Below are 24750 nucleotides of genomic sequence, written 5' to 3'. Positions count from 1 at the left end.
GCGGCGAATATAGAAGAGGCGCTCGCCTGTTATAGCGAGGCTTTAAAAGTCTATACCCGCGAGAATTATCCCGAAAATTGGGCAATGACTCAAAACAATTTGGGGGCTGCCTATAGTGACAGAATAGAAGGAGTCAGGGCGGCGAATATAGAAGAGGCGCTCGCCTGTTATAGCGAGGCTTTAAAAGTCTATACCCGCGAGAATTATCCCGAAAAGTGGGCAGCAGCTAAAAATGGTTTGGGGAATGCCTATAGTGACAGAATAGAAGGAGTCAGGGCGGCGAATATAGAAGAGGCGCTCGCCTGTTATCGGGAAGCTTTAAAAGTCTATACCCGCGAGAATTATCCCGAAAAGTGGGCAGAGGCTAAAAATGGTTTGGGGAATGCCTACCAAGGCAGAATAGAAGGAGTCAGGGCGGAAAATATTGAAGAGGCGCTCGCCTGTTATCGGGAAGCTTTAAAAGTCTATACCCGCGAGAATTATCCCGAAAAGTGGGCAGCGATTCACAACAATTTGGGCCCTGCCTATAGTAACAGAATAGAAGGAGTCAGGGCAAATAATATAGAAGAGGCGCTCGCCTGTTATAGCGAGGCTTTAAAAGTCTATACCCGTGAGAATTATCCCGCATATTGGGCAACCACTCAAAACAATTTGGGGGGTGCCTATAGTAACAGAATAGAAGGAGTCAGGGCAAATAATATAGAAGAGGCGCTCACTTGTTTGCGCTTAGCATTAGAAATTCGCACTCCTACTGCTTTCCCTTTAGACTGCTTGCAATGGGGTAGAAACCTCGGCAATACCGCTTTCACTTCTGGTTTTTGGGACATCGCCCTGGAAGGATTCGAGAAAGCAATTAAAGCGGTGGAAAAAATCAGAAGTTATGCCACTTCAGATAATATTCGCCAACAGATTTTAGCTGAATCTATAGGTGTTTACGAAAAGGCAATTCAAGCTTGCGTCAACAGCAACCAACTAGAAAAAGCTATAGAATATTGTGACAGAGCTCGTGCTCAGCGGTTAGTCGATTTAATGCACAGCAATGATTTGTATGCTAGTGGCGAAATTCCGCCCGCAGTGCAAAAATATTTGCAGGAATTTGAGGCGAAGCAGCGGGAAATTGACGCAGAAGTTGAACAACTCCGCAAACCTTCTGAAGGCAATAAAGAATTAGCAGGTGTGGGGAGTCAGTCGCGCAGTCGGGCAGATTTGTCTGCTTACACAGAAAAGATTCAAGAATTGGAAGGGGAGAAACAGCAAATCTGGGAAAAAATCCGCCGTTTAGATCCAGTTTTAGCGGGACAAGTTCAAGTCCATCCGATGGAGTTTGCGGCGATGCAGAAACTCATTGATAATTCCCAGACGGCGATTCTCTGTTTTTACACGACGGATGATGACACTCATGTTTTTGTGATTTACAAGGATAAAGCGCCGCAGATTCACACTTGTCAGGGAGAGGGTTTGGGAAATTTTCAGAAGTGGATTTGCGAGAGTTGGTTGTTTCCTTATTTGCAGGATCGGAAAATTTGGCAACAGGGGATGGGTGAGTTTTTGTCTCAGTTGTCGCAGCGGTTGAAAGTTGATGAGTTGATTGGTAATTGTTTGGATGGGATTGAGGAATTGATTGTGATTCCGCATCTGTTTTTGCATCAGATTCCGCTGGCGGCATTGCCGATAGAACCCCCCCACTCCACCCTTGCTAAGGGGGGGCTTAAGAATCTGGATTCTGCGCTTGCTAAGGAACAAGAATCTCTTCTTTCTCCCCCCCTTAGCAAGGGGGGGCCGGGGGTAGTTCTTAGCGATTATTTCCTGATTCGTTACGTTCCCAGTTGCAGAATTTTGGAGTATTGCAGTAAAGACGAAACCATCGAATCGCCCAAATATGGGATTGTGGAAAATGCCACTGATGATTTGTACTTCACTCCTTTTGAGTGCGAACAAATTGCCGAAATTGTGAGCAAACCTGAGCGCTTAAAAGGAAGTCAAGAAGCAACAGTCGCAGCCTATCGAAACCTCGCCCAAAATGTGAATGTAATCCACTCCAGTCACCACGCTGTCTCGCGTTTGGACAATCCTTTAGAATCGCGATTGTTTTTAGGAGATGGCAGTATCACGTTAGGGGAATTGATGACACCTGGTTGGCGCTTCCCGCAGTTATCCGATGTGTTTATGTCCTGCTGCGAAACTAATTTAGGAGGGACGGAAATTACCGATAATCTTCTTAGTTTGGGAACGGGCTTTTTGTGTGCGGGAGCTCGGAGTGTGGTCAGCACTTTGTGGGCGGTGGATGATTTTGCTACTTCGTTGTTTTCAATTTTTTACTATCAGTATCGCAGTCCCAAGGAAGGTTTGAGTCGTCCAGAGGCTTTGCGACGGGCACAGGTGAGGTTGCGGACAATTTCGGGGGCGGAGTTGAAAGAGCTTTATCAACCGCAAATCGATCCGTTGCTTCAGAAAATTATTGGGAAGTTAGAGGGGGAATTGGCTGCGGTTCAACAGGAAAGGAAGGAGTTAAGATTGCGGCAGAAATCCTACAGTAAGGGGACGGATGAGTTTAAGGAGTTGGATAAGAAGTTGAAGGAAATAGTGAAGCAGGAGAATCAGATTCAGGAACGGAAGAAAGGATATGAAAGTCTGGCAAAAAATCTTTACACTATGTCAAATCCTTTTGATGTTTTGATTTATTGGTCGGGGTTTATTTGTCAGGGTTTGCATTGATTTGTGGTCTTTGATTGTGTCAAAAAACACGTTATATCATGTCCGGTGATATCGGAATTGATATTACCCACAGTCAGGACACGGCAGTGCCGTGTCCCTACAATTAATCGGGCGATGGTTACATAAAAAACGAGGAAGATTGATTGTTTTGGGGTAGGGAAACGGCATTGCCGTGTCCTCCATTCCTCAATGAGACGATCGCACAAATTATCCAATAACGAATCAACATATTTCACCTACATTAATCCCCGTTTACCTGCGCTTAAAAATCGGGTTCCGCAGCCAAAAGCTCGATAGACAAATCCATCTGTTCCTTCCCGCCAAAAATTTTTAGCACTCCTGCCAACACTCCACAGCCACCGCAAGCTGCTCGAAAACCTCTTCTAGAGGCAAATCTCCCGATTCCACCAGATCGATAATTGCTTCAAATCGATTTTGTAACAGTTGCAAATGCTCTTATTCTGTCTGAAATATTGCCCGCACAGCGTTTGCTAAATTGACCATTCGCTGCTTGTGTTCAAAGTAAAGATCTGCTAAAATTGGTACAGCTTGAACTGCCGCCGCAGTCGGAGTGCGGGCTCGTTTATCTGCTGCTAAATCGGCGAGAGGTTCGTCTCTTTCGTGCCCGATGCCTGTAATAATTGGAATCGCACAATTCGCGATCGCCCTGACAACTCTTTCATGATTAAAACAAGCCAAATCTTCCGCAGAACCGCCGCCCCGCCCCTTAAAACGATGGCATCCGCCCTACCGTCCAATTCTACGCGGGCGATCGCGCAGGCGATTGTTATGTGTCAATAAAAGTCGCTACAAGCTGACAAAAAACAGTAAAAATTAGGTCATAAAATTGGGTAGTTCTTATTAGACAAACCGTTAAAATCTTTATTTAAGCGTTGGTTGCTGCCTGACAGTCCCCTCCGGAAACGTCCGCCAGCAACCAAGCGGGGGAAGGGATTTGAACGATGGGAGAAGTCTATTATAGAGAATTTCCCAACTTTCCTAAAGCCCGCTCCTATGCCCTCTCTTCCTCTGTGGAACAGGAGTCCGGCCTGTGAATTCCTGCACAACAGTGGAACAGGGGGAACGTGTGTGAATCCGTGTGGTTCAATCCAACACTGCCTCACCAACAAATGTGCGGCTGAACATCCAGCCCGCCCCACATTCTCCAAAAGGCGCCAAACCATTCACTTCACCCAAGCCGGATGAGCCATCAAAGCCGAAAACGGCTGCACTCCTCGCAACTGATTCGACAGCGGCAAATGACCCCTAGGCGCGCTCAAATCCCAAATAAATTCTTGCGGATACCGCGTCCAATTATTTCCCTTCTTCCAGCCAATTAGCGGCCACAACTTATCCCAATTCTTGCCCGAACTCAGCCAAATTTCCCGCTGCACCGAAAAGCCAAATTTGCCTTCGGAATGAACTTTCCACAGCGTATTAATTGTTTGCAAATCCGCCACGGGCAAACTCTCAACTTGCGTAAAATACAGCCACTTTCTCTGCAAAGCTGTATCACCCGCCAATTCACAAAGCTTATCTAAAGTTAAGCGATCGGCTTCTTGAAATTCTTGTAACGCCAATAATTGTTGCAGCGGAGTGTAATCAATGTTAGAGTCCGATCGCAGCGGCACGAGCCCAGTCGGAAAATTCGCTTGCAAAAACTCCGCCGCTCTCGGAGAATTAGCACTGTAAAGAATTTGGTAAGCCTTACCCATTACCGCAGTCGGTGCCTCTGACTTGCGCTCTAATAAAAATTCCATCAATACATCCCAACCGGAATCTGCTATTTGTTGTTGCAGCAGTTGCAGTTGAGCTTTTTCCGAACCCGACCTCAACTGAGAGCGGAGTTCGGCTGTATCGGCTGCCGAGTCTAGAGGAGAAGTTGAAATCGAGTCAGTCATGAGAAACTATCAGCTATCAGCTATCAGCTATCAGCTATTAGCTGAAGCCCTGGTTTTCCCCCATTGTACAATGGTACTGACTCCGATTCACTTCTCTATACTCGGATGCCTGCGCGCAACGCCGGCTAGTTTAGCCTCACGCCCGCACACTCTTGGCCAATGGCAGCAATAGCAAATAAGTCTACCATCTAAAATTTACCATCGATGCCATGTCAAAGAGTTTGTCTGGAAGCTAGTCGTCCACGATCGAAACCCATGCAGAGAACGAAGGCGGAAAAAAGTTTATGTCATATTCCGAGTCTTCCCACTCTTTGACCCAAAGCGGCACGGCGCCGGGGCGAGGAGTTGGAGCAAACGTGCGTTCTTTGACTTCGATCGAGTGAAAGAGCTGTTTTAAAGTATCTCCCCGATCCAAAGCTTCGCTGAGGATGTCGTCCAAGTCAGGATCGACCCGTTTGACCCGGTTCTTGTCGTCCTCAAGCCACAGAAGTTTCAAAGACTTCAAATCCCTCGGACTGAGGATGCTCTTGTAGTAAACGCGCTTGAGGGTCGCTACGGGCTCCAACGAGCGTTCGATCCGGCGGATTTGCTGAACTCGCAGGTAGTGCCATTCCGCTAAACGCTTGCTTTCCGAAGGCGGGAGGGTTCCCTTCCCGGCTGCGTGTTTGTAGTCGTATTTAATCAAACTGCAAGCCATATTGGCTAGCAGGTGAATCAACTGTTTTTCTTTGGGTGTCGCCTGACGCCGTTCCTGGGTTCTTGTCAATACGCGCTGTCTGCGGGTAGTTTCGAGAGTATTTTCCATTGGGTTTTTACGAGATGAAATACGATTTTGCCAGATCCGAATCCCGAACATCAGAAGGTAAGGAAGTTTATAGGCGGGGAAACTGCACCGACAGACTTGCCTTACCTGTTTATTTTCCCATCCACGGTTCTCAGAAACTGACCCCCACCCCCGGGATTAGGTAGACTGATTATTGGGATCGAGTTTTAACCGCCTCGATCCGAGGCGGTTGCGACAACAAACGCCACCACAACCACAACCACAACCGCACAACAGCGAACCACACTATAGCGCCAATTATTTCCTGTTTTTACCCGTTTTTACCTCTTCTTGCTCCCCATCCTCATTCGTTCCAGTGTAGTTAAAGTCGGGACGACTCTCCCAAGCCGTCAAACTGCTGGTTGATGAAGGTTGTGGGGCGATCGCAGAAGCGCTGGCGCTGCCTGCCTCGAAAAAGCCGAAGCCAGCCGAGGCAATTACCCCTAATACTAAGATGCTGTTTTTCATGTTCGATGACCCTGATTTTCGTAGATTGACACTTTTTGGCTAACCCGATCTGTCAGAAATGGGTTGATGCAATAACCCACTTGTCTTCTGATAAATCTGCCTGCCATAATCAATTCAGACAGGCACACCCGCTTGCGATCGGAAACGCCGGAAGTGACGTGTTACTAACGTCCACGATCATCTACCAACCCGAATCTTTTGGGTAGTGGAGCGAAAGCCATCAGGGCGCCGATCCATCAGGGAGTTATGCCATCAGGGTGCTAATCCATCGGGTAGTTAAGCCATCAGGGCGCATCTTCTACAATTAGCCACAGACTTAACTTTTATAGTTGAGCGAGTGGTTTGCCGGGCTCTGACAACGCCTTTAAGAATTAAACTTTTTGTGGATTCATCCTGAAAAGTTTGTTCTTAGGAATCCCCGAACGCGAAAGCCCGGGGAAAGTCAGCAGCATGGAATTCCATGCAATCTAAGTCAACTAAAAAAAACGCAGATTAACGATATCTCCCACTCAAGCAGTCCTCAGCAAAACGCTGGGGTTTTTTATTGGCAGCCTTGCTCAGCGTTTGCCTCCGGCATCCGGCAGGCGGAGCTGAAGGCAGAAGGTTGACGGCGCTGCGGTTATGAGTTTCCCTGGCAACATCATACCACCGAGTGATTTTTAAAGTATTATTGTAAAAAAATGTGAAAAAAAGGGCATTTTAGCGTTTTCAATCCGATCGGGTGAAAATTCATCAATTATGTGAACGAGCGTAAAGAATCAATTGCCGGGGTACAATTCAGCCGATCGTAGGATTTGCGGCGAACGCTTGCAAAGATACGGTAAAGATTGACCAGGAGAAAGCTGAGCTAGTAGATAATAGAGAAAGAGGAACAAAAATTTTAAACAATATTAAGCTGGCAATAATTGGAATTTTGTAACCTTTCGATCACACAGCATAGGGGCGTAGCATCTTGATGAATTCCCAGATGACAGCAGAAGTCAACTCCACCTACCAATATCAAGTCGGAGGATATTTGCCTGCAGGTGCGCCCACCTATGTCAGGCGATCGGCCGACAGCGAACTCTACGAAGGGATCAAAGCCGGAGACTTCTGCTACGTATTGAGTTCGCCACAAATGGGCAAGTCCAGCCTGCTAGTGCAAACGGCCAAAATTTTGCAAGCAGAAGGTACAGCTTTTGCCGCCGTCAACTTGAGAAGCATCAGCAGCCCAAATATTTCCCCCCAAAAGTGGTATGCCGCAATCATGTACCGCATGGCAAGCAGTTTGCACCTCACAAACAGGTTTGATGCCATCAAGTGGTGGAACGATCGCGAACTGCTATCGCCGGTGCAGCGATTGGAGATATTTATCGAAAAAGTTTTGCTCAAGTCACTTCAGCAAAATCTGGTAATTTTCATAGATGACATTGACAGCATCAGCAGCCTAAATTTCAGTACCAGCGATTTTTTTGCTTTGATCCGGGCTTGTTACTCCAAGCGGGCAGAGCAACCGGAATACGATCGCCTGACTTTTGCTGTTATGGGAGTAGTAGCCCCCTCAGCATTGATCCGAGATCCAAGCTGCAACCCTTTTAATATTGGACGGCAGATTCATTTAAGTCGATTCCAACTGCACGAAAGTTTGCCGCTAGCAAAAGGATTGGCTCTCAAAGCTTTTCGCCCCCAAAAAGTGCTCCAAGAAATATTAGCTTGGACGGGCGGGCAACCGTTTCTAACTCAAAAAGTTTGCCAGTTGGTACTTGAATACGGGCCTTTTATTGGCAGAAATTCCGAAGCTCATCAGGTTGAAAAACTGGTCAAACACAGAATTATTAAAAATTGGGAAGAAGAAGACGAACCCCAACATTTGACACCAATTCGCGATCGCATTTTCCACAGCCACTGCGACCTCACACGGCTGTTAACGCTGTACCAGCAAGTTTTGCAACCGCCCCAGCCAACAAAACCGGGGGAATCGCAGGGAGTAGCAGCAGATTACTCTCCCGAAAAAATCGAATTGCAACTGTCAGGACTGGTTGTTAAATCTCACGGTAAATTAATAGTTGCCAACCTAATTTATCAGTCAGTTTTTAATCGGTTCTGGGTAGAAAAAGAGCTGGGGAAATTGGCTCCGTACCGCTCCGCGCTAGCAGCATGGCTGGCTTCAGACCGTGAAGATGAATCGCTGTTATTGACAGGGGAAAGTTTGCAGTCAGCTTTGGATTGGGCTGCGAACAAACAATTAAGCCAAGAACACTATTGGTTCTTGAATCCCGATCGAACTTTTGAAGAAAAACCGACAGTCGTTGTCGCACAAGTTGCAGACAGCAGCCCAGACACCGATGCAGGCAGCAGCATCCTCACCCCGCCCTCAGAGAGTGTTCCAACTGGCAGCAACGAACAGAGATTGTACGATCACATCGTCTCCTGCGTGGAAACAGAATCCCCCGCACAGGTGATCGAACGGTTCCGAAAGCTATTTATCGACGGCATGGGCTATCCCGATCGAGAGATTGAAGCAACTTTGTACAGTATAGTCTCCGTCAAGCGAGCAAATTACGACTTTAAATATATCCTCCACCGCTGCTGCTACATCCCGATTAACCGCTGGCAATTGCATTCCCAAAACCACTTGGCGATCGCCAAGTTGGTAGCTTTATTTAAGCAGACTTCTCCCAGATTCGGGATGGAATTTTACATAGTCAAGCGCTTGCAAGAACAAATAGCTTTCTTTACTCAAAGTGAAGAATTCCAGACCATAGAGCGCTTAGTAAAAGCCTTAGATAGAGAGGCGGAACAGCAGAAACAAGATACAGATTCTCCTTTGGGCGAATTGATCTGTAGGTATCCTTATTTGTACGGCCATTCTCTACTGAGCAAGGACAGCATTGAGGAAGACCAACAAACTATCAAAAAACTGGCATTTCAAAGACAGCGACAATTTGAAATACATTTGTCTCAATATTTAAATTATTTGGTTGAGCCGAGAAATACAGAAATAGGCATTGTGCAGCGGGCAGCTAATCCCACACTTTTGAACGATGCAGAACTGCACTTAGCGGTCAGAGAATTTGCGGGAAAAGTAGTAGCAGGCGATCGCAGCTACAAAGAAGCGGCTCAATTTTTCCTGAGAGATTCCAGAAAAACTCCATCTTACGGTTCATTTAAAGTGGATTTATATGAATATTTAATATCGTCGGTCGAACCAGAATACGGCGGGCGTCAATTTAATGACCGTTTGTACAAGCAAATCAAAAATACATTGCGAGAAAATGACTCGGTGAAATTCAATAATATATTGTTAGTTCGGACTTGCCACCAGTTGTTCAACTTCTTAGTAGTGGAAAATTCCCAACATCCCAGCCACTACGTTTTTTACGACTTGGTGTACAACCTCGGCGCCAGCCGGACTATGGGTTTAATGTTCAAACTCGTTCTACTTTCGGGCAAAGTTAAACCAGAGTTGGAAAAGCGATTTTCTATTTTGTTTAATCACTATGAAGGTAAAGCTTCTAATGAAATTATGTGGTTTGTTAAATCGTTGGAAAATTTCAATGTGGCTTTGGTTGTGAATTTTGGCAAGACGGATTTGTCTTTGGTTAAACATCATCTTATTTTGAATTAAAAAAACAAACTCCCTAGTGCAGGGTTATATAATAGTATTAATTTCAAAAAATCAAGGTAAAACACATGAAAGCCTTTGAAGTCACAGGAACGATCGACGAAAAAGGTCAATTATTGCTCGATCGACCTTTAACACTAGACACTCCGGGCCCCGTGCGAATTATCGTCCTTCTTCCCGAACTTACAGATGAAGCTGAAGACGACCCCGACGATACTCCAGTTGAAGAAGTAAAAGCTAGTCTCAGAAGAGCGTTGCAGCAAGCCAAAGCCGGACAAACCCGACCAATCTCTGAACTGTGGGAGAGAATCGATGCCGAATGAAGCCGAAGCAATCACGATCAGATTTGCGGATGACTTTGAAGCAAATTTGTATGCCCTTGCGAAAAGATATCGCAGTATCCGCAAAGATGTCCAGCCCGTAATTGAACAAATACAGGCTGGCAATTTTATTGGCGATCGCATTCCCGGAATGGGCGAAGATTATATCATCTTAAAAGTCCGGGTGAAAAACAGCAACATCCAAAAAGGAAAAAGTGCAGGATATCGCATGATTTATCAAGTCGAATCGCCGTCGATCGTACTTTTGTTAACCATTTACTCAAAATCCGATCGCACAGATATCAGCCTCAACGAAATCCGCAGCATAATAGCCGAGTTTGATGAAAACGAATAGCGGTGTATTATAAACTCTATGATTAGCTATCTCAAAGGCACAGTCGCCGATATCGCCAAAGGCAGCAACCGCGTCATATTGACTCTCGAAGTCAATCATATTGGCTATGAAATCCAAATTTTGCCCCGCGTGACCGGTCAATTGCCAGCCTCCGGCGAAGTCGCCCAAATTTTCACCCACCAGCAAGTTAAGGAAGACCAAATCGTATTGTACGGTTTTGGCAGCGCGGCAGAACGCGATTTGTTTCGGCAGTTGACGAGTGTCAGCGGTGTCGGTGCTCAACTGGCGATCGCACTTCTGGATACTTTAGGATTGCAAGATTTAGTCCAGGCGATCGTCGGCGGTAACACCCGCATCCTCGCCAAAACTCCGGGCGTGGGTACAAAAACCGCAGAACGTCTCGCCCTCGAACTCAAAAGCAAACTCTCGGAATGGCGACAGCAAGCAGGTTTGACAACTTCAGTCGCCGCTGGAGTCCCCCCAGCTATTCAAGAAGAAGTCGAGATGATCCTGCTGGCGATGGGATACACTGCGGCTGAAGTCTTGCAAGCGCTGCAAACCCTCAGTCAAGACAGCACTTTGTGCGCCAAAGGTAATGCCGATGATTGGATACGTGAGGCGATCGCCTATTTGAGCCGATAATCTGCCAGCCAATCAAGCAAACGGGAATCAAAACCAAAATTATGCCGGGCCAACAAACCAATCCCTGGCACAAATTTTATGCTTAACGCTTTCCCTGTGATATCATTGGAGATTGTGACATCGTACAAAAAAACATAAAATCAATTCATGCCACTTACACAACAGCGCAAACTAGAAATCATGGGCGATTACCAAACCCATGAAACCGATACCGGCTCAGCAGATGTCCAAGTCGCCATGCTGACCGATCGCATCACCAAACTCAGCGCCCACCTGAAAATCAACCAAAAAGACTTCGCCTCCCGGCGCGGTTTGATGATGATGATCAGCCGCCGCAAGCGCCTGCTGGCCTACATCCAAAAGCAAAATGCCGATCGCTACAAAGCATTGATTGCCCGTCTAGGCATTCGCGGCTAAACACCAAAGCCAAAATTTGCGACAATATTCTTTAATCTTGGACAAACACCAAGACTTATTGAAAAATGTTCGAGATTTCAGGTTAGAGATAAAATATGTCCTCCGAACCACCCCGCCAGCGCTTGCCCTTTGAACCGGCAACAAATCGTAAAAAAACGCCTAAAAAGCCCCCAGAACCACAAGCAAACGCAGCCTTAGAGTCTGATTCTGCCGAGAAGCAGCCCAAAGCTAACAAAACCGGAAAACAGGCGCAATCCATCCCAGAAGCAGTTAGCAAACGCATGATATCCCGCATAGCGGTATTCTGCGGCATACCGACCCTCCTGGGAATTTCCACATTTTTTGTAAGCTATTTGGTAGTCAGCAACGGCTTGTTTGACCTGCCCAATACAGCAGTATTGCTGGTAAGCATGGGCTGTTTTGGTCTAGGGGTTCTGGGATTGAGTTACGGAGTCCTCTCGGCTTCCTGGGATGAAGAAGTTTCAGGAAGCACTCTGGGGTGGGAAGAATTTAATACCAATTTTGGCAGGATGCGAGAAGCGTGGCGCGCCGCCAAGCCAAAAAGTTAGTCATTAGTCATTAGCTAAAAACTAAGCTGTTAACCATCTAGAGTTTGTCCTTGGGGAGGGAACAAGAACCCGCCCCACAAAATTGCTAATCATACTGATATAAATAGATTCTCGATCGCCCATTGCATCTATTTTTCTCAGTTCATCCGTGTCATAATCCGTGTCTAGCCCAACAGAAAAGGCAAAAAAAATATGATTATTGTAATGAAAGCCGGCACTCCAGAAGCCGAGATCGATCGACTAGACGAAGACCTCCGCACTACATGGGGTTTGATCCCAGAAAAAATAGTCGGCCGTTACAAAACCGTCATGGGTTTGGTAGGCGATACCGTCGATCTCGAACCTCTGCAACTGCGCGAAATGAGCACCTGGATTGAAGAAGTGCTGCGCGTGGAAAAACCCTACAAGCGCGCTTCTCTGGAGTACCGCCAAGGAGAACCCAGCGCAGTAAAAGTTTCTACTCCTTTAGGAACTGTGACGATCGGCCTAAATCACCCGATCGCGATCGTAGCAGGCCCTTGCTCGGTCGAAAACGAAGAAATGATTGTCGAAACGGCAATGCGCGTCAAAGCAGCAGGAGCTCATTTTCTGCGCGGTGGCGCGTACAAACCGAGAACTTCCCCCTACGCTTTCCAAGGCCACGGCGAGAGTGCTTTGGGATTGCTAGCTGCGGCCCGGGAAGCTAGCGGTTTGGGAATTATCACCGAAGTTATGGATGCGGCGGACTTAAGTGCGATCGTAGAAGTAGCCGACGTAATCCAAGTCGGGGCGAGAAATATGCAGAATTTCTCACTGTTGAAGAAAGTTGGAGCTCAAGACAAACCCGTTCTGCTGAAGCGCGGCATCTCCGCCACCATTGAAGAATGGTTGATGGCTGCTGAGTATATCATGGCTTCTGGCAATCCGAACGTGATTTTGTGCGAGCGCGGAATTCGCGGGTATGACAGGCAATATACGCGCAATACGCTAGATTTGTCCGCAGTACCAGTATTGCGAACCCTGACTCACTTACCGGTGATGGTTGACCCGAGTCACGGCACCGGTTGGGCGCAGTTTGTACCGTCAATGGCGTTTGCTTCGATCGCCTCTGGTACAGATTCGCTGATGATTGAAGTGCACCCGAATCCGAAAAAAGCTTTGTCTGACGGGCCGCAATCTTTAACACCGGATCAGTTCGACAAGTTGATGGAAGAATTGGCGGTGATTGGTAAAGTCATGGGACGTTGGCCGCAGCCAGTGCCAGTTTTGGCATAAAAACAGGCGAAAGGCCTAACCTAAAATGCGATCGCCGTTAAATAAATCCCCGATTTCTTTAAGAAGTCGGGGATTTTGTTATTGTGTTTTTGGAATAGAGGCCCAGGGGCGATCGTACTTCTAGGAAAGTTGGGAAATTTTGTATAATAGATATATGAATTAATTAGCGAGAGGGCTAGGAGTCATGGTAGGCATCGGAACCAAACTCACTTTAGAAGAATTTCTAGCTTTGCCCGACGGAGATGTATATTATGAGTTTGTAGATGGTCAAGCAGTTCCTAAAGTGTCTCCAAAAATTTTTCATTCCAGTTTACAGGGAGCTTTAAATTTCCTATTGCGTCTATGGAGTCGGGGAAAAGGTAGAGTCTTTCCAGAATTAGCGGTTTTATTAAAGCGTCAGGATCGAAACTGGGCTCCTGTACCAGATTTACTGTATATTTCTTATGAACGTTTACCGCGGAGTTATCGGCGGAATCAAGCTTGTCCCGCAATTCCTGAACTGGTGATTGAGATTATCTCTCCCGATCAAACGATGAAGGAATTTGAAGAGAAGGCGAAAGATTATTTGGCTGCGGGTGTTCCGCGAGTTTGGGTAATCGATCCAGAAGCTATTTTAATCAGAAGCTTTTTCCCCGATGGTTCGAGTCAAGTTTATACGGATAATACACCGATTGTGGATGAGTTGCTGCCTGGTTTGGAGTTAACGACTCGGCAGATTTTTGAAGAAGCGGAATTAATTGATTAAGTGCGATCGTACTCTGGGCAAGATATCAGTCGTAGGGTGCGTGACAGCGGGAAAAGTTTAACTCGCGGCGGTGGGACTATTGACTGTCACGCACCGCGACAGTCAATAGTATTTACAAGGTACGATGGTTTTTTTGCGCTTACCCGTTACTCATTGAATTAGCGATCGCTCTGATTTAAGATTGCTTCAATTTGATTTTGTACTTGTTCGAGTTCCCGACGTTTTTCAGCCAGCCAAACTTTTTGGGCTTCGCATTCTGCTTGATTTTGTCGATCGCGCTTTTCCTGCTGTTCTAATAAACTCTCCCACAGCGAGATCGCTTTTGACATCGCATCGCTATTCGCATCAGCGCGATCGGCAAATACTGCAATAATTCTTTGTTGTACCTTCTCAAAAATAGACTCTGCCGATTCGCCAAATTTCTCAAAGCCTAACTCACAAATTTTTTGCTTAATTTGGTTATGAATTCCATCCACATCTAGCATTCCCAATCCAAATGCGCCACCCCCACCAGCAGCTAAGCCACCCAAAATAACTGGAATAATACCAAGTCCTGCGAAAAACAGCAATCCCGCCGCTACTAATCCACCAAGGCCTAAACCGCCAAGAAAACCTCCAGGACCTCCAATATCGGGATTGATTGATGAAGCGATACCGCTTCCACCTATGCCAATTCCACCCATATTTTTTGCTATTCCTAAGTTATTGAATTGAGTAACAAGGCTAGTGTTAAGTCGCCGATCGAACTCTTGAAACTCTTGTCGGATTGCATAAAACTCTTCCTTAATTTTGAAGTCTAAAGTTTCTATTTTTTCTTTCAATATAAAGTGCAATTTTTGGTCGCTCCAGACATCAATTTCTTGTGTTAATTCCAAGACAAATTGATTGGCATAATCTCGGATTAACTTGTCTTGGCTCCAAATATGCGAATACTTAGAAGTCCATTTATTACTTTTTGTAGCGAGGCGATGGGGCAATATTTTCACCCATTCATTCCAAGATTCAATAGCTTCTCCTACGGATTCCTCTCTCAGTTTATTAGCTAAAAGTCTAATCTTAACATCGCGGCCGCTTACTTCCGCTATTTGTTCAAAAATCTTCGCCTTATCTGCTTCAGAAACTGTCAACTTTCCTTCTAGCATTTCCCTATATTGAGTCAATTCATCGCAGCCAGTGTCAATGATTTGCTTCATTCCCGATGCCGACTGCTGAAGTGCGATCGCCCCCCGTTCAACAGTCAGAAACTTCTCAACCGAATCAGTAAAACCCTGAAAAGATTTTAGATAATCATCATTTTCATTGCCTGCTAAAATCGCTTCCAATGCAGATTGAGCAGAAATAAAATGAATCCGGTTTTCACCAGCAATCAAATTTTGACTTGTAACAATCCTTTCCACCCTTTTTCGTACCTGCTGGCGACTCTCTTCCCGCCGCAGCAAATCGAAAAAATTAACTACCATAAAAATATTACTCGCGCCTTCCTTATTACCATAATTTAGTTCTTTTTTCAAGTACAAAAGCAGTTCTCGCTCTTTCTCCGTTAAAGCATTTTGAGCATGAGTCAAGAAAATCACTGCATCAGCAGTTTTTAGAACTTGCTGAGTTACCGCTGTGCGTTCCGCTTGTTCGTTTAATCCGGGAGAATCAATAATTTCTACCCCATTGCGGCACAACTCTAATTCGGGATGCTCAAAAACAATTTCTTTAATTTCCGAATTGATTATCTCATCTTCGCAAGAACCCAAAGCCGCCTCTTCCGAAATGGAAGCTTTCTCTTGATATTGTGCCGGTGAAATTTCTTCCTCCCGTCCATCTTTGTAGCGACAAATAACCCGGCGCTGCGAACCATATTTCAAAATAGTCACAGTCCCGCTACAGGGAATATCCCGCACCGGTTGGATTTCCTCCCCGAGTAACGCATTGAGTAAAGTTGATTTGCCTTTACTAAACTCGCCGACAACAGCCACGCGGAAACGCTGAGATTGCAAGTTGCGAGATATTTTTGTTACTTCTTCTGTTAATGTACGAGAAAAGACGCTGCGATCGCTTCCCTCTAGCAGAGTTAAATGTAGTTGGCCACAAACTCTATCCAGTTGTTTTTGATACTCCTGAAATTTTTGCAACTCCTGATAGGAGGAAACTGAATGCTTTGGATTGCTTTGTTGTTTGGGTTTTTCTGGTAAATATTCGATAATGTGACTAGCAGCACGGACAAACAAAGAATCGAGAGATTGAAAGCGTGCGGGATCTAGTAACGAGTGGACTTCTGCTAAAGCTGCTGTATCGCTTATTGCTTGACTGCTAAAACTCGCTTCCAAAACTGCCAAGTATCGAGAGTCAATTTCCAGTGTGTTACCGATAAGTATCAAATACCCTTTTTCGCGATCGTCCATTGTTCCATCTGCTGCCGACATCTGATAGCCAAAACTAATTAACAGCAGTTTTTCCTCCTCGGAAAAGCACGAGGTGAGGGCCAGCAACTCGTGCATTTTTTTGTAAACTTCCTGATATCGCACCGCCTTAACCATCGGCTTTACCAATTGGCGCAAACTGTTGTTAGCGGGGATGAGTGCCGTCATAGTTGTGCTCAGTCGCTGCGTTTCCTCAGCGCCAACCGTACCGTCGGCATAGATAACTCCCACCAACACCGTCACCAGCCCCGCCAGGAAAAGCATCGGCGGAGAAATATCTTCTTTTCGGAGTTTTTGCCGTGTCAGCAGCGAAATAAGCTCAACGGTTTGGGAACTAATTAACGAAGTATTCATTTGTAGCGCCTAATAATATTTCTTTTATTAAATGGATCATAATAGATCAGTTGTTCTGTGAGATGCTAGCAGGGTAAAAATTTATGATGAACTTTGTATTTTCCCCAGCGGTACAGGCTGCGATCGAGGCTGGCAAGTACGCACAAGTGTTTACATCCGCTGGAGTGCCGATCGGCATGGCGAGGGATGCAGCAACGGGACAGTTTATGGCCCATGCCGTTGGCGCAGCCCTCAACAACAACTCACTATCGCCCTTAGTGTCTCCTATGCAGTTTGTCATGGGCGGCTTGCAGATGCAGCAAATGCACATGGGCTTTCAAGGCGTCCAAGCCACTTTGGGGGTGCTGCAAGCGACAACAGCCGTCATTGGTGTGGGAACTTTCGCCGGGGTAGCCTTATCAGCGGTGAATTTGCACCAGACATTGAAACTAAAAAAAGCGGTAGAGAGGCTGGAAGTTAAAGTAGAAAATGGTTTCATCAATTTAGAACAACTTTTGAAAGGTCAAGGCGCGGAAATTAAACAATTAATTTCCGAAGTCGTTGCAGATATAAAATTTGAGAACCATCGCCTAGTCTTAGTGCGGGCTTACGGGTTATTTAATCAAGCAATTCAACGAATGCGATCGGCTTTGCAACTGCAAGATATTAACCGCCGCAATGCTGAAATTGATGCAGCGCGGGGGATGTTGTTTGAAGCTTTAGCAGACTACAGAAATCCGCATTTATTAGAAGAAACTTGTGCGGCGGGACAGTTGCGGCGGTTAGAGTGCAGTTGGGCGATCGAGCAAAGTATTATCGGCACGTATCAGGTGCAAAATGAATTTGGTGCTGCGGGCGATCGGCTTTCTCAACTTCAACAACAAATCCGTCAAGATGGCTTAACAGTAATTGATGGCTGCGACTCTGACGAGGAACTAGATTTTCTATTCCCAGAAATCACGCGAATTCACAATCACGATTTAGCTGCCTTAGACATTTGGCTTAATCAGATTGAATGGACTAAAGCTTTGCCCGAAAGTGAGCTAAAACATTTACAGAGTAAAGATTTTACTAATGCCAAGTTTTTATCAAGCGGTGATGAAAAATCAGCAACAACTGCTTCAGCAATACCGGATGAACAGTTACTTTATGAAAATTTGCGGCCCAAGTCTCATTTTTATGCACTTCGCACTCAACTGGAACTGATGCTCGATCCGCAGCAGCGTCAAGAGTACGAAGATTATATCATTGAGCAAGGGAACATAGCGGGTCATAAAAGTTTAGTATCGTCGAACTTGGAAAAAGCGTCTGATTTGGCTGTTGCTAATCTGTTTTACTATTTCAGAGTCCGGGATGAATCGGAAGACGAAGCTGCTACCCTTTAATCTCTCCACGGGCTAACTTTTCTTCGTAGGCTTCTAAATTCTTTAAATAGTCAGAAAAGTCTGATTCAGTAAGCTGTGGCAATTCACTGTTGTATTTGAGGAGCAAAAAGTCTATGAAATCATTCACCTCTTGAACAAGTGACTCCGGCAGTTGGCTAATTTTAGCAATAGTTAGATCGTAAACTGTCATGTTTTTACCCTATGTATCTTATTAAGTTAACTATAACGCTCTCGCTCCAATTACCGTTTAACCGCGAAACTCAAGCAAGTTAAAATATCCTGTTGGGTGAGATAGGGAAAATCATCTAGAATTTCTTGATAAGTCATCCCAGAAGCGAGATATTCCAGCACGTCATAGACTGTAATTCTCATGCCTCGAATACAAGGTTTACCACCTCGTTTACCCGGTTCGATCGTAATTATATTAGCGATATCTTGGTCTGACATGGCTCTCTGCTGTTAGTTTCTGTTTTTAATTCTAACCTAGGAAGCTGATTTTCACGATCGCACACCCTACTCAAAGACATTCATTAAGTTGTTTCAGATCCCCTTGCGGCTGCACTTGCTTGTGCAAACTAATTTTGTCGCCCACTTCATACCCCGAATTAAAACCCGCCTCGCTGCTGACTTGAGAATCTGTTCTCGTTCTAATTTTAACCCCTCGGCCCTCTAGATAATCGGCGATCGCCTGTTGATTTTTCTCAAACATCGATCGCACTACAATCCCTGGAGTCGCCGCCACATCCCCGGAACCGGGAATCCCCGACTCTTCCATCTCCTGTTTTTGTTCCAACAATCTTTGTCTCAACCTTGTCGCGCATCCAACCCGAAAAGCATTCAGATACGCCAATCCCCTCCCATTTCCTTTGCGGTACTTCGCTCTTTTTTCAATCGCGGAACTCAAATACTCGTAAAGATGTTTGCAAACAATCAGGTTTGTAGAAGTTCCCACCAAAAACATACTGCCATTATAAGTGTTTCGCATGGCATTGCAACCGTTAGCGTCGGCAATTCCCGAAAGCAGCATCATTTTCCAAGTAACAAATTTCGATGTTGTTTCAACAGAGTTTTCGTCAATCTCTTCTTGGTGATTTGGCCCTAAATCCGCGAGGCTGAGATTGTACTGTGCAAGTAACAGGGAAGCTTTTTCTGCCGCAGCAGTCGATTCGTTTTCATTGGATGAGGTGGCGAGGGCTAAAAGCTTTTTGATTCTTTCAACAATACTTGTGTCTGGCATTTTTCAATCGATTTTAGGGTGAGAGTACGCGGTGGCAAAGATTTGGGTAAATTCCCATTTTAGTATAGCGTGCAATCTGCGATGTTTTTTGAGGATAATTTAATTCATATAATAGGCTTTTTTTGAACCGCAGAGGGCGCAGAGAGAGAAAGAAATAAGTTCGCAACTGATGCGCGGATTGGTTACTCTTCGAGGACTTCCAGGACTGATTTGGGCAACAATTTATCTTTAAACCAGACTACTTTGGCCGGCACGTCATTTACATTTACCCCAGCCTTCTCCAAATTCAACCGTTCGGAAATAGCTAAAATCAAGTGATCGCATTCAGACTTCTGTACTTGTGCAAATTTCTTTTGCAAATACTCCGGCCGCCAATAGCCAACTATTTCTAATAAAAATACTCGCCCGTCGGGATGCACCAACCGAAAGTCGGGAATCATCACGCTACCTGGAATCGGAATTAAATCAACTTCTCGCTCTAGTTGCCACTCGGTTTTTGTGGAATTCCATCTCTCAGCAAATGCGGCTTCTAACATACTATCATAAGGCTTGCCAGGGGGATAGTGGCTGACTAAACCGCAGTCAGAATTTAGGGTAAATTTACCTGTTTTCAAAACGCCGCTAAAAGGATCTTTTGTGTGCAGTGTCGAGTGCATACTCCATTTAGTGACGTGCAGCAGTGCGGGCAGCATTTTCGCCAGGGCTAAGCCGTAGCGGGTGCTGGGTTTGAATAAGCTTGTAGGGCCGTCTATTGTCAGTGTAAAACCGTGGTCTGCATCGCCTTCGATGTAAGTCATTAATTGAAATAGTTTCAGATAGCGAAATAAGAGTTTGTATTCTCCCGGATCGTTGCGGTGGGCGGTTAATTGGACTTGACTTGCTCGGTAAAATATGCCTTGAACTTGAGAAAGATTGTATTTGTGAAGCAAGTTTTCGGGTGTTGGTGCATTAAACTCAGTGAGGATTTTGTTTTCGTTTAAATCCGCGTATAAACCTGTAGTGATTTCGTGAGGCAAAACTTCTCTGTTTAAGTCTTGGCTGAGCTCAGTTGCTACTTTTTCCAGGGTTAATTGGGTAGATTGAGGGCTGGGAGTCGATCGCGCAGACAAGGCAAAAACCCGCTGTCTCAACTCTGAGGGTTCTAGGGGACTGATGACTTCCAAGGTGCAGAAACCGCCTTTCAGCAGGTGCGCTAATCCCCGTTTCAGCCGATAATCGGGGCTGTCGCCTTCTAATTCTAGCAAGCGTCCGTCGAGCTCGCCTTGGGTTTTGCCGATCGACTCTTGGAAGCAGTTTATCGTTTCTGTAGCTGCATCTATGTTTTTAGCATCTATCTTGAGGCGTAGCGGGACGATTGATTCTCCGTTTTGGCGGTGACTTAATAAATCAGTGGGTAACATAAGCAGTGAAAACTTTTACTCAATCTTTTGTTCGACAATCACCATAACTCCCCTGAGTTTTCCCTCTTCTGTCAAGCTTTGGGTAGTCCGAATTCGCCGATCGCAACTGACCAGATTTATGGTTTCTACAGCCCTGAGAATGCCAGTTGCTTTGTCCCATACTTGAAAAACGATTAAATTATCTCCAACTTCTGTGGCTAGTGTCTTGTAGTTAGAAAAGATAGAGTCATTACTTTCAATTTCTACTTGCCCTTCACCGACAACATGACCCACAAAGTTTTGTGTTTCACTCTTGCCATTGGCATAAGTTTGAACGTTAGTTTGCCTCCACTGGTTATCAACAATTTTCTGGGTTAACACTGCTGTAAAACGCTGGGTGTCTTGGAAATCAGCATTGAGGATTGTCCAAGTTCCCTCCCAAACTCCTGTATGTTTGGGGAAGACTTTAAAGTTACTTATTTGTGTGATATCGATCATTTTCCGGTACTGTGAATTAGTCAATATTCAGATTATACACTCATTGGGCAACCTTCAAGATTTCTTGAAATCATCATTTTTTACCCACTTTTATGTGATTCTGCTGCTTTTTAGTCGCCTCTCGGTTGACTCCGTAAATCGATTGTAGATGGTAGTTTTTTAATAGACCTAGGAGTGATTTAATTATATAGCCATCTTTTCACTAAGACTACCATCCCACAACTAACTTATTTAGGCTTGCTACCAGGGAATTTCATCATTATCTTCTCCCCATTTGGCGGGTGATTCTGCTGCTTTTTTGGTTGTCTCTCGGTTGACTCCGTAAATGGGTGTCGGTTTGACAGTTTCTAATTTCTGATATTCTGGCTGTGGCGGTTCTATTTGTGTTTGTGGTTGGGGTTTGTGAGGCTGCATTCCTCCTCGGCGGCGCTGGGATGTTCTTTCTTCGCTGGTGTCTTCGGTGACGACTTCGTAGAGAATTGCTAACTTATTTACATCGCTGCTTTTGCGGAGAACTCGACCCAATCGCTGGATGTATTCGCGTTCGCTGCCGGTTCCTGACAATATGATAGCAATTCTGGCGTCGGGAACGTCCACTCCTTCGTTGAGGACGTGGGAGGCGACGAGGGTTTTGTATTCGCCGCTGCGAAAGCGATCGAGGATTTCGTGGCGTTCTTTGACTGGGGTTTGGTGGGTAATTGTGGGGATGAGAAATTCTTGGGAAATTCGGTAAACTGTGGCGTTGTCTCCGGTGAAAATTAGGGTGCGCTGGGGAGAGTGTTCTGCTAGTATTTGGGCTAAAATTCGCAGTTTTCCTTCGGTACAAAGGGCGATTTCTTTGGCTTGGCGGTGGGCTAGCATGGCGCGCCGTCCCAGGGGCGATCGCGCGCTTGCCATGATAAACTGTTTCCAACCTTCGAGACTGGATATTCTGATGTTAGACTGTTTTAAGAAGTCGTTGCGAATGTTGATTAATTCGGCGTAGCGATCGCCCTCTTCTTGTGACAGTTTTACCATGATTTGAACTATTTTATGGTCGGCTAAAGCATCGCCTGCCAAATCTTCGGGTCTTTTGCTAAATACTGTGGGGCCGATCAGAAAATGTAAATCGCTGTGGCGGCCGTCGGTGCGATCGGGTGTAGCTGTCAGCCCGAGTCGAAAAGGCGCGATCGCATATTCGGAAATTACTCGATAAAAGTCCGTTGGCAAATGGTGGCATTCGTCAAAAACCAGCAAACCGTATTTATTTCCCAAGGTTTCTGCATGAATACTTGCACTGTCGTAGGTAGCGACTAAAATTGGCGTTTTGTCCCGCGAACCTCCGCCCAACAATCCGATTTCGATGTCGGGAAAAGCTGCTTTTAAATTAGCATACCACTGGTGCATTAAATCGAGAGTTGGTACTACAATTAATGTACTGCGACCAGTGACTTGCATGGCTAATTGTGCCAGATAAGTTTTGCCGGAAGCAGTAGGGAGGACGACTACTCCTTGGCTGCCTGCTTCCTGCCAAGCTGCGAGGGCTTGTTCTTGATGTGGGTAAGGCTGCATTTCTACGCTGGGTACGAGTTCGAGTAGTTCGTATCCCCTAGCTTCGTCGGTGAAGTGAATGCACTCGGCTTGGAGGCATTCTACCAGCGGGCGGTAGTGAATTGCCCGAATGCGGTATTTTTCCACGCGATCGTCCCAAGTGGCAAAGTCCACCCAGTCTCTGCCTTTGGGCGGCGGGTGCAGCAATAGAGTTCCGCGATCGAATGTTAAGGTAGGTGTGCGTGGCATTTGTTTAGATAGGGGGGCGAGTTATGCCTGTTAAATTATAAGTGACCCATCAAATATATTGACACCAAACTCTCTAGAAGTTAGTTCTTTTTTAAGCAAATCTCTAGAACCACCATTTACTTTATACCGTTTCGGGTTGTTTGTTGAGATTTTTACCATTTTTTTTAGCATATAAGTTTCCCTAAATGTCAAAAGTTCATTTGCACCTACCTAGTTAGTTGAAAGTCTGGCGAAGATGTTGGAATATCTAAAGATAGTATGGTTGCTGAGGTGCGTACTCAATACGGGCGCTTTGCCTAAAAAATAATTTCTCTTACCAGCCCAAAAAACCGCCCCTCATTGATTATAATTTGGAGTCATTTAAATAAAAAGTAAGTCACAAAAAAAATAAAAAAAAAGGGGTATAAAAGGTAAATGTAGAGTAACCATTTTAAGTGGCTTTATTTACGAGTATTTTGACCTAGGGTATATCAATGCCGACCACGCATATCAAATAAAGTAGGAACAAGCTAAAAAGACGATCGACCTTATGCAAAATTACCTATTTGGGAAATTGCGATCGCACTGGCTGAAAATCCCACAAAAATTCTCCTAGCCCAGCCGGATTGCCAAATCTAAAATCTACAATGGTATTGTCCCGCTGGGGATGGTTTTTAGGTTAGATTCGATCTATGTATGCCTGAGATTAGAGGTTATAGATGGAAATAGGCGTCCCCAAGGAAATCAAGGATTTAGAGTTTCGAGTCGGGCTTAGCCCCACAAGTGTCCGGGCTTGTTCGGACAAAGGCCACACAGTTTTTGTAGAAACGAATGCTGGTGCTGGGGCAGGTTTTGCGGACGAGGACTACGTTGAAGCAGGGGCTAAGATTGTTTTAAAGGCTTCAGATGTCTGGAATCGCGAACTAATTGTTAAAGTTAAAGAACCGCTGCCTGCTGAGTATCCGCTGATTCAAAAAGAGCAGTTGCTGTTTACATATTTGCACTTGGCTGCCGATCGCACATTAACCGAGCATTTAATCAGCAGCGGAGTCCAGGCCATCGCCTACGAAACCGTCGAACTCCCGGACAGAAAATTGCCGCTGCTAACGCCGATGAGCATTATTGCAGGGCGTTTGTCCGTGCAGTTCGGAGCTCGGTTTCTGGAACGACAGCAAGGCGGCCGGGGCGTACTTTTGGGTGGTGTACCGGGGGTAAGACCGGGTAAAGTTGTGATTTTGGGAGGCGGAATTGTCGGCACAGAAGCAGCGCGAATTGCTGTAGGAATGGGCGCGAGAGTGCAGATATTAGACGTAAATGTCGATCGCTTAGCCTATTTAGAAACTCTGTTCGGTTCCAGAGTAGAATACCTCTACAGCAGTCCTTTGCAAATTGAAGCAGTTGTTCCCGATGCTGATTTGTTAATCGGTGCGGTTTTGGTCTTAGGTAAAAGAGCTCCGGTGCTGGTTTCTCGCGAATTTGTTGCGAAGATGCACCCCGGTTCTGTGATTGTTGACGTAGCCGTTGACCAAGGCGGCTGCGTGGAAACTTTGCGGGCAACTTCACACACAAATCCTACTTATGTTGAGGAAGGAGTTGTGCACTACGGCGTGCCGAATATGCCCGGTGCTGTGCCTTGGACTGCGACTCAAGCTTTGAATAACAGCACTTTGCCTTATGTTTTGCAGTTGGCAAATAACGGGATTAAAGCTTTGGAAATGAATCCAAGTTTGGCGAAGGGATTGAACGTGCAGAATCACCGATTGGTGCATCCGGCCGTGCGCGAGGTTTTCCCCGATTTGGCCGATTAGATTCCCCTTTTTTCAGCAAATCTCGTAGGGTGCGTCAGATCAAAGCTTGTGGATTATTAATAACCGAACGCGATCTGACGCTCCCTACTCAACTACACAGCGTTTTGCGATGTTTGGCTAATAGTAAA

At 45.6% G+C, this 24750-nt stretch carries 23 protein-coding genes; 11 read left to right on the top strand and 12 right to left on the bottom strand.

Annotated features, from left to right (window positions below; genetic code table 11):
- A partial coding sequence (locus tag QUA13_RS21185) for a CHAT domain-containing protein (RefSeq protein WP_333201631.1) occupies positions 1-2715 on the top strand: 2715 nt, incomplete at its 5' end.
- A 330-nt stretch (positions 2716-3045) separates the two neighbouring features.
- On the opposite strand, the gene QUA13_RS21180 is transcribed toward QUA13_RS21185, so the two are convergent.
- The 5 genes from QUA13_RS21180 to QUA13_RS21160 all read right to left on the bottom strand — a co-directional run bounded on the left by QUA13_RS21180 (position 3046) and on the right by QUA13_RS21160 (position 5907).
- Entirely contained in the window at positions 3046-3165 is a 120-nt protein-coding gene (locus tag QUA13_RS21180) for an exodeoxyribonuclease VII small subunit (protein WP_333201629.1), read from the bottom strand.
- Positions 3166-3171: 6 nt separating this feature from the next.
- Positions 3172-3414, bottom strand: a complete 243-nt coding sequence (locus QUA13_RS21175; RefSeq protein WP_333201628.1) for an exodeoxyribonuclease VII large subunit — start codon at positions 3412-3414, stop codon at positions 3172-3174.
- 485 nt (positions 3415-3899) lie between these two features.
- Complete coding sequence (locus QUA13_RS21170; RefSeq protein ID WP_172186979.1) at positions 3900-4616, bottom strand: GUN4 domain-containing protein; 717 nt, start codon at positions 4614-4616, stop codon at positions 3900-3902.
- A 232-nt stretch (positions 4617-4848) separates the two neighbouring features.
- Positions 4849-5421 carry a hypothetical protein gene (locus QUA13_RS21165; RefSeq protein ID WP_333184117.1) on the bottom strand — a complete coding sequence of 191 codons (573 nt, stop codon included), beginning with the start codon at positions 5419-5421 and terminating at the stop codon, positions 4849-4851.
- A 276-nt stretch (positions 5422-5697) separates the two neighbouring features.
- Positions 5698-5907: a hypothetical protein gene (locus QUA13_RS21160; protein ID WP_333184120.1), complete on the bottom strand. Its 210-nt coding sequence runs from the start codon at positions 5905-5907 to the stop codon at positions 5698-5700.
- 967 nt (positions 5908-6874) lie between these two features.
- Between QUA13_RS21160 and QUA13_RS21155 the strand changes: the two genes are divergently transcribed.
- From QUA13_RS21155 to QUA13_RS21120, 8 genes are all read left to right on the top strand, one after another.
- Positions 6875-9514 carry an AAA-like domain-containing protein gene (locus tag QUA13_RS21155; protein WP_333201626.1) on the top strand — a complete coding sequence of 880 codons (2640 nt, stop codon included), beginning with the start codon at positions 6875-6877 and terminating at the stop codon, positions 9512-9514.
- A 65-nt stretch (positions 9515-9579) separates the two neighbouring features.
- The gene (locus QUA13_RS21150) at positions 9580-9834 is read left to right on the top strand and encodes a type II toxin-antitoxin system RelN family antitoxin (RefSeq protein ID WP_333201624.1); all 255 of its coding nucleotides are present in this window, start codon (positions 9580-9582) and stop codon (positions 9832-9834) included.
- The gene (locus QUA13_RS21145) at positions 9824-10186 is read left to right on the top strand and encodes a type II toxin-antitoxin system RelE/ParE family toxin (protein WP_333201622.1); all 363 of its coding nucleotides are present in this window, start codon (positions 9824-9826) and stop codon (positions 10184-10186) included. The genes QUA13_RS21150 and QUA13_RS21145 overlap by 11 nt, the downstream gene beginning before the upstream one ends.
- 18 nt (positions 10187-10204) lie before the next feature.
- Positions 10205-10828, top strand: a complete 624-nt coding sequence (ruvA, locus tag QUA13_RS21140; protein WP_333201620.1) for a Holliday junction branch migration protein RuvA — start codon at positions 10205-10207, stop codon at positions 10826-10828.
- A 147-nt stretch (positions 10829-10975) separates the two neighbouring features.
- Positions 10976-11245, top strand: a complete 270-nt coding sequence (gene rpsO, locus QUA13_RS21135; RefSeq protein ID WP_172186986.1) for a 30S ribosomal protein S15 — start codon at positions 10976-10978, stop codon at positions 11243-11245.
- Between the two features lie 95 nt (positions 11246-11340).
- Entirely contained in the window at positions 11341-11814 is a 474-nt protein-coding gene (locus QUA13_RS21130; RefSeq protein WP_333184135.1) for a PAM68 family protein, read from the top strand.
- Positions 11815-12006: 192 nt separating this feature from the next.
- Positions 12007-13068, top strand: a complete 1062-nt coding sequence (aroF, locus tag QUA13_RS21125; RefSeq protein WP_172186988.1) for a 3-deoxy-7-phosphoheptulonate synthase — start codon at positions 12007-12009, stop codon at positions 13066-13068.
- A gap of 184 nt (positions 13069-13252) precedes the next feature.
- A complete protein-coding gene (locus QUA13_RS21120) occupies positions 13253-13813 on the top strand; it encodes a Uma2 family endonuclease (RefSeq protein ID WP_333201618.1) in 561 nt (186 codons plus the stop codon).
- 158 nt (positions 13814-13971) lie between these two features.
- Here the strand turns inward: QUA13_RS21120 and QUA13_RS21115 are convergent, their stop codons facing one another.
- Positions 13972-16578 (bottom strand): dynamin family protein, encoded by a 2607-nt coding sequence (locus QUA13_RS21115; protein WP_333201616.1) that lies wholly within the window; start codon positions 16576-16578, stop codon positions 13972-13974.
- An 83-nt stretch (positions 16579-16661) separates the two neighbouring features.
- Between QUA13_RS21115 and QUA13_RS21110 the strand changes: the two genes are divergently transcribed.
- Complete coding sequence (locus QUA13_RS21110) at positions 16662-17942, top strand: hypothetical protein (protein ID WP_333201614.1); 1281 nt, start codon at positions 16662-16664, stop codon at positions 17940-17942.
- Here the strand turns inward: QUA13_RS21110 and QUA13_RS21105 are convergent.
- The 6 genes from QUA13_RS21105 to QUA13_RS21080 form a co-directional block, all read right to left on the bottom strand.
- Positions 17932-18132 carry a DUF2281 domain-containing protein gene (locus QUA13_RS21105; protein WP_333201612.1) on the bottom strand — a complete coding sequence of 67 codons (201 nt, stop codon included), beginning with the start codon at positions 18130-18132 and terminating at the stop codon, positions 17932-17934. The genes QUA13_RS21110 and QUA13_RS21105 overlap by 11 nt on opposite strands.
- Positions 18133-18182: 50 nt before the next feature.
- The gene (locus QUA13_RS21100; protein WP_333201610.1) at positions 18183-18389 is read right to left on the bottom strand and encodes a DUF433 domain-containing protein; all 207 of its coding nucleotides are present in this window, start codon (positions 18387-18389) and stop codon (positions 18183-18185) included.
- 70 nt (positions 18390-18459) lie between these two features.
- Complete coding sequence (locus tag QUA13_RS21095; RefSeq protein ID WP_333201608.1) at positions 18460-19179, bottom strand: DUF2786 domain-containing protein; 720 nt, start codon at positions 19177-19179, stop codon at positions 18460-18462.
- Between the two features lie 182 nt (positions 19180-19361).
- A complete protein-coding gene (locus tag QUA13_RS21090; RefSeq protein ID WP_333201606.1) occupies positions 19362-20579 on the bottom strand; it encodes a DUF790 family protein in 1218 nt (405 codons plus the stop codon).
- Positions 20580-20594: 15 nt separating this feature from the next.
- On the bottom strand, positions 20595-21056 hold the full coding sequence (locus QUA13_RS21085) for a DUF3598 family protein (RefSeq protein WP_333184155.1): 462 nt from the start codon (positions 21054-21056) through the stop codon (positions 20595-20597).
- A 240-nt stretch (positions 21057-21296) separates the two neighbouring features.
- Positions 21297-22835, bottom strand: a complete 1539-nt coding sequence (locus QUA13_RS21080; RefSeq protein WP_333201604.1) for a DEAD/DEAH box helicase family protein — start codon at positions 22833-22835, stop codon at positions 21297-21299.
- Between the two features lie 698 nt (positions 22836-23533).
- Between QUA13_RS21080 and ald the strand changes: the two genes are divergently transcribed.
- Positions 23534-24622, top strand: a complete 1089-nt coding sequence (gene ald / locus QUA13_RS21075; RefSeq protein ID WP_333201602.1) for an alanine dehydrogenase — start codon at positions 23534-23536, stop codon at positions 24620-24622.
- Positions 24623-24750: the final 128 nt, after the last annotated feature.

It is taken from the genome of Microcoleus sp. S28C3 (genome assembly GCF_036700785.1).
GTDB lineage: Bacteria > Cyanobacteriota > Cyanobacteriia > Cyanobacteriales > Microcoleaceae > Microcoleus > Microcoleus asticus.
This window is presented reverse-complemented; position numbering and strand designations above follow the sequence as displayed.

What these genes read in the sequence shown, in the direction of transcription:
- QUA13_RS21170 (WP_172186979.1), bottom strand. Translation starts at nt 4,616, where the DNA reads ATGACTGACTCGATTTCAACTTCTCCTCTAGACTCGGCAGCCGATACA.
- QUA13_RS21090 (WP_333201606.1), bottom strand. Translation starts at nt 20,579, where the DNA reads ATGTTACCCACTGATTTATTAAGTCACCGCCAAAACGGAGAATCAATC.
- QUA13_RS21115 (WP_333201616.1), bottom strand. Translation starts at nt 16,578, where the DNA reads ATGAATACTTCGTTAATTAGTTCCCAAACCGTTGAGCTTATTTCGCTG.
- aroF (WP_172186988.1), top strand. Translation starts at nt 12,007, where the DNA reads ATGATTATTGTAATGAAAGCCGGCACTCCAGAAGCCGAGATCGATCGA.
- QUA13_RS21100 (WP_333201610.1), bottom strand. Translation starts at nt 18,389, where the DNA reads ATGTCAGACCAAGATATCGCTAATATAATTACGATCGAACCGGGTAAA.
- QUA13_RS21145 (WP_333201622.1), top strand. Translation starts at nt 9,824, where the DNA reads ATGCCGAATGAAGCCGAAGCAATCACGATCAGATTTGCGGATGACTTT.
- ald (WP_333201602.1), top strand. Translation starts at nt 23,534, where the DNA reads ATGGAAATAGGCGTCCCCAAGGAAATCAAGGATTTAGAGTTTCGAGTC.
- QUA13_RS21155 (WP_333201626.1), top strand. Translation starts at nt 6,875, where the DNA reads ATGACAGCAGAAGTCAACTCCACCTACCAATATCAAGTCGGAGGATAT.
- QUA13_RS21085 (WP_333184155.1), bottom strand. Translation starts at nt 21,056, where the DNA reads ATGATCGATATCACACAAATAAGTAACTTTAAAGTCTTCCCCAAACAT.
- QUA13_RS21165 (WP_333184117.1), bottom strand. Translation starts at nt 5,421, where the DNA reads ATGGAAAATACTCTCGAAACTACCCGCAGACAGCGCGTATTGACAAGA.
- QUA13_RS21150 (WP_333201624.1), top strand. Translation starts at nt 9,580, where the DNA reads ATGAAAGCCTTTGAAGTCACAGGAACGATCGACGAAAAAGGTCAATTA.
- rpsO (WP_172186986.1), top strand. Translation starts at nt 10,976, where the DNA reads ATGCCACTTACACAACAGCGCAAACTAGAAATCATGGGCGATTACCAA.
- QUA13_RS21160 (WP_333184120.1), bottom strand. Translation starts at nt 5,907, where the DNA reads ATGAAAAACAGCATCTTAGTATTAGGGGTAATTGCCTCGGCTGGCTTC.
- QUA13_RS21105 (WP_333201612.1), bottom strand. Translation starts at nt 18,132, where the DNA reads ATGACAGTTTACGATCTAACTATTGCTAAAATTAGCCAACTGCCGGAG.
- QUA13_RS21095 (WP_333201608.1), bottom strand. Translation starts at nt 19,179, where the DNA reads ATGCCAGACACAAGTATTGTTGAAAGAATCAAAAAGCTTTTAGCCCTC.
- QUA13_RS21110 (WP_333201614.1), top strand. Translation starts at nt 16,662, where the DNA reads ATGATGAACTTTGTATTTTCCCCAGCGGTACAGGCTGCGATCGAGGCT.
- QUA13_RS21120 (WP_333201618.1), top strand. Translation starts at nt 13,253, where the DNA reads ATGGTAGGCATCGGAACCAAACTCACTTTAGAAGAATTTCTAGCTTTG.
- QUA13_RS21080 (WP_333201604.1), bottom strand. Translation starts at nt 22,835, where the DNA reads ATGCCACGCACACCTACCTTAACATTCGATCGCGGAACTCTATTGCTG.
- ruvA (WP_333201620.1), top strand. Translation starts at nt 10,205, where the DNA reads ATGATTAGCTATCTCAAAGGCACAGTCGCCGATATCGCCAAAGGCAGC.
- QUA13_RS21130 (WP_333184135.1), top strand. Translation starts at nt 11,341, where the DNA reads ATGTCCTCCGAACCACCCCGCCAGCGCTTGCCCTTTGAACCGGCAACA.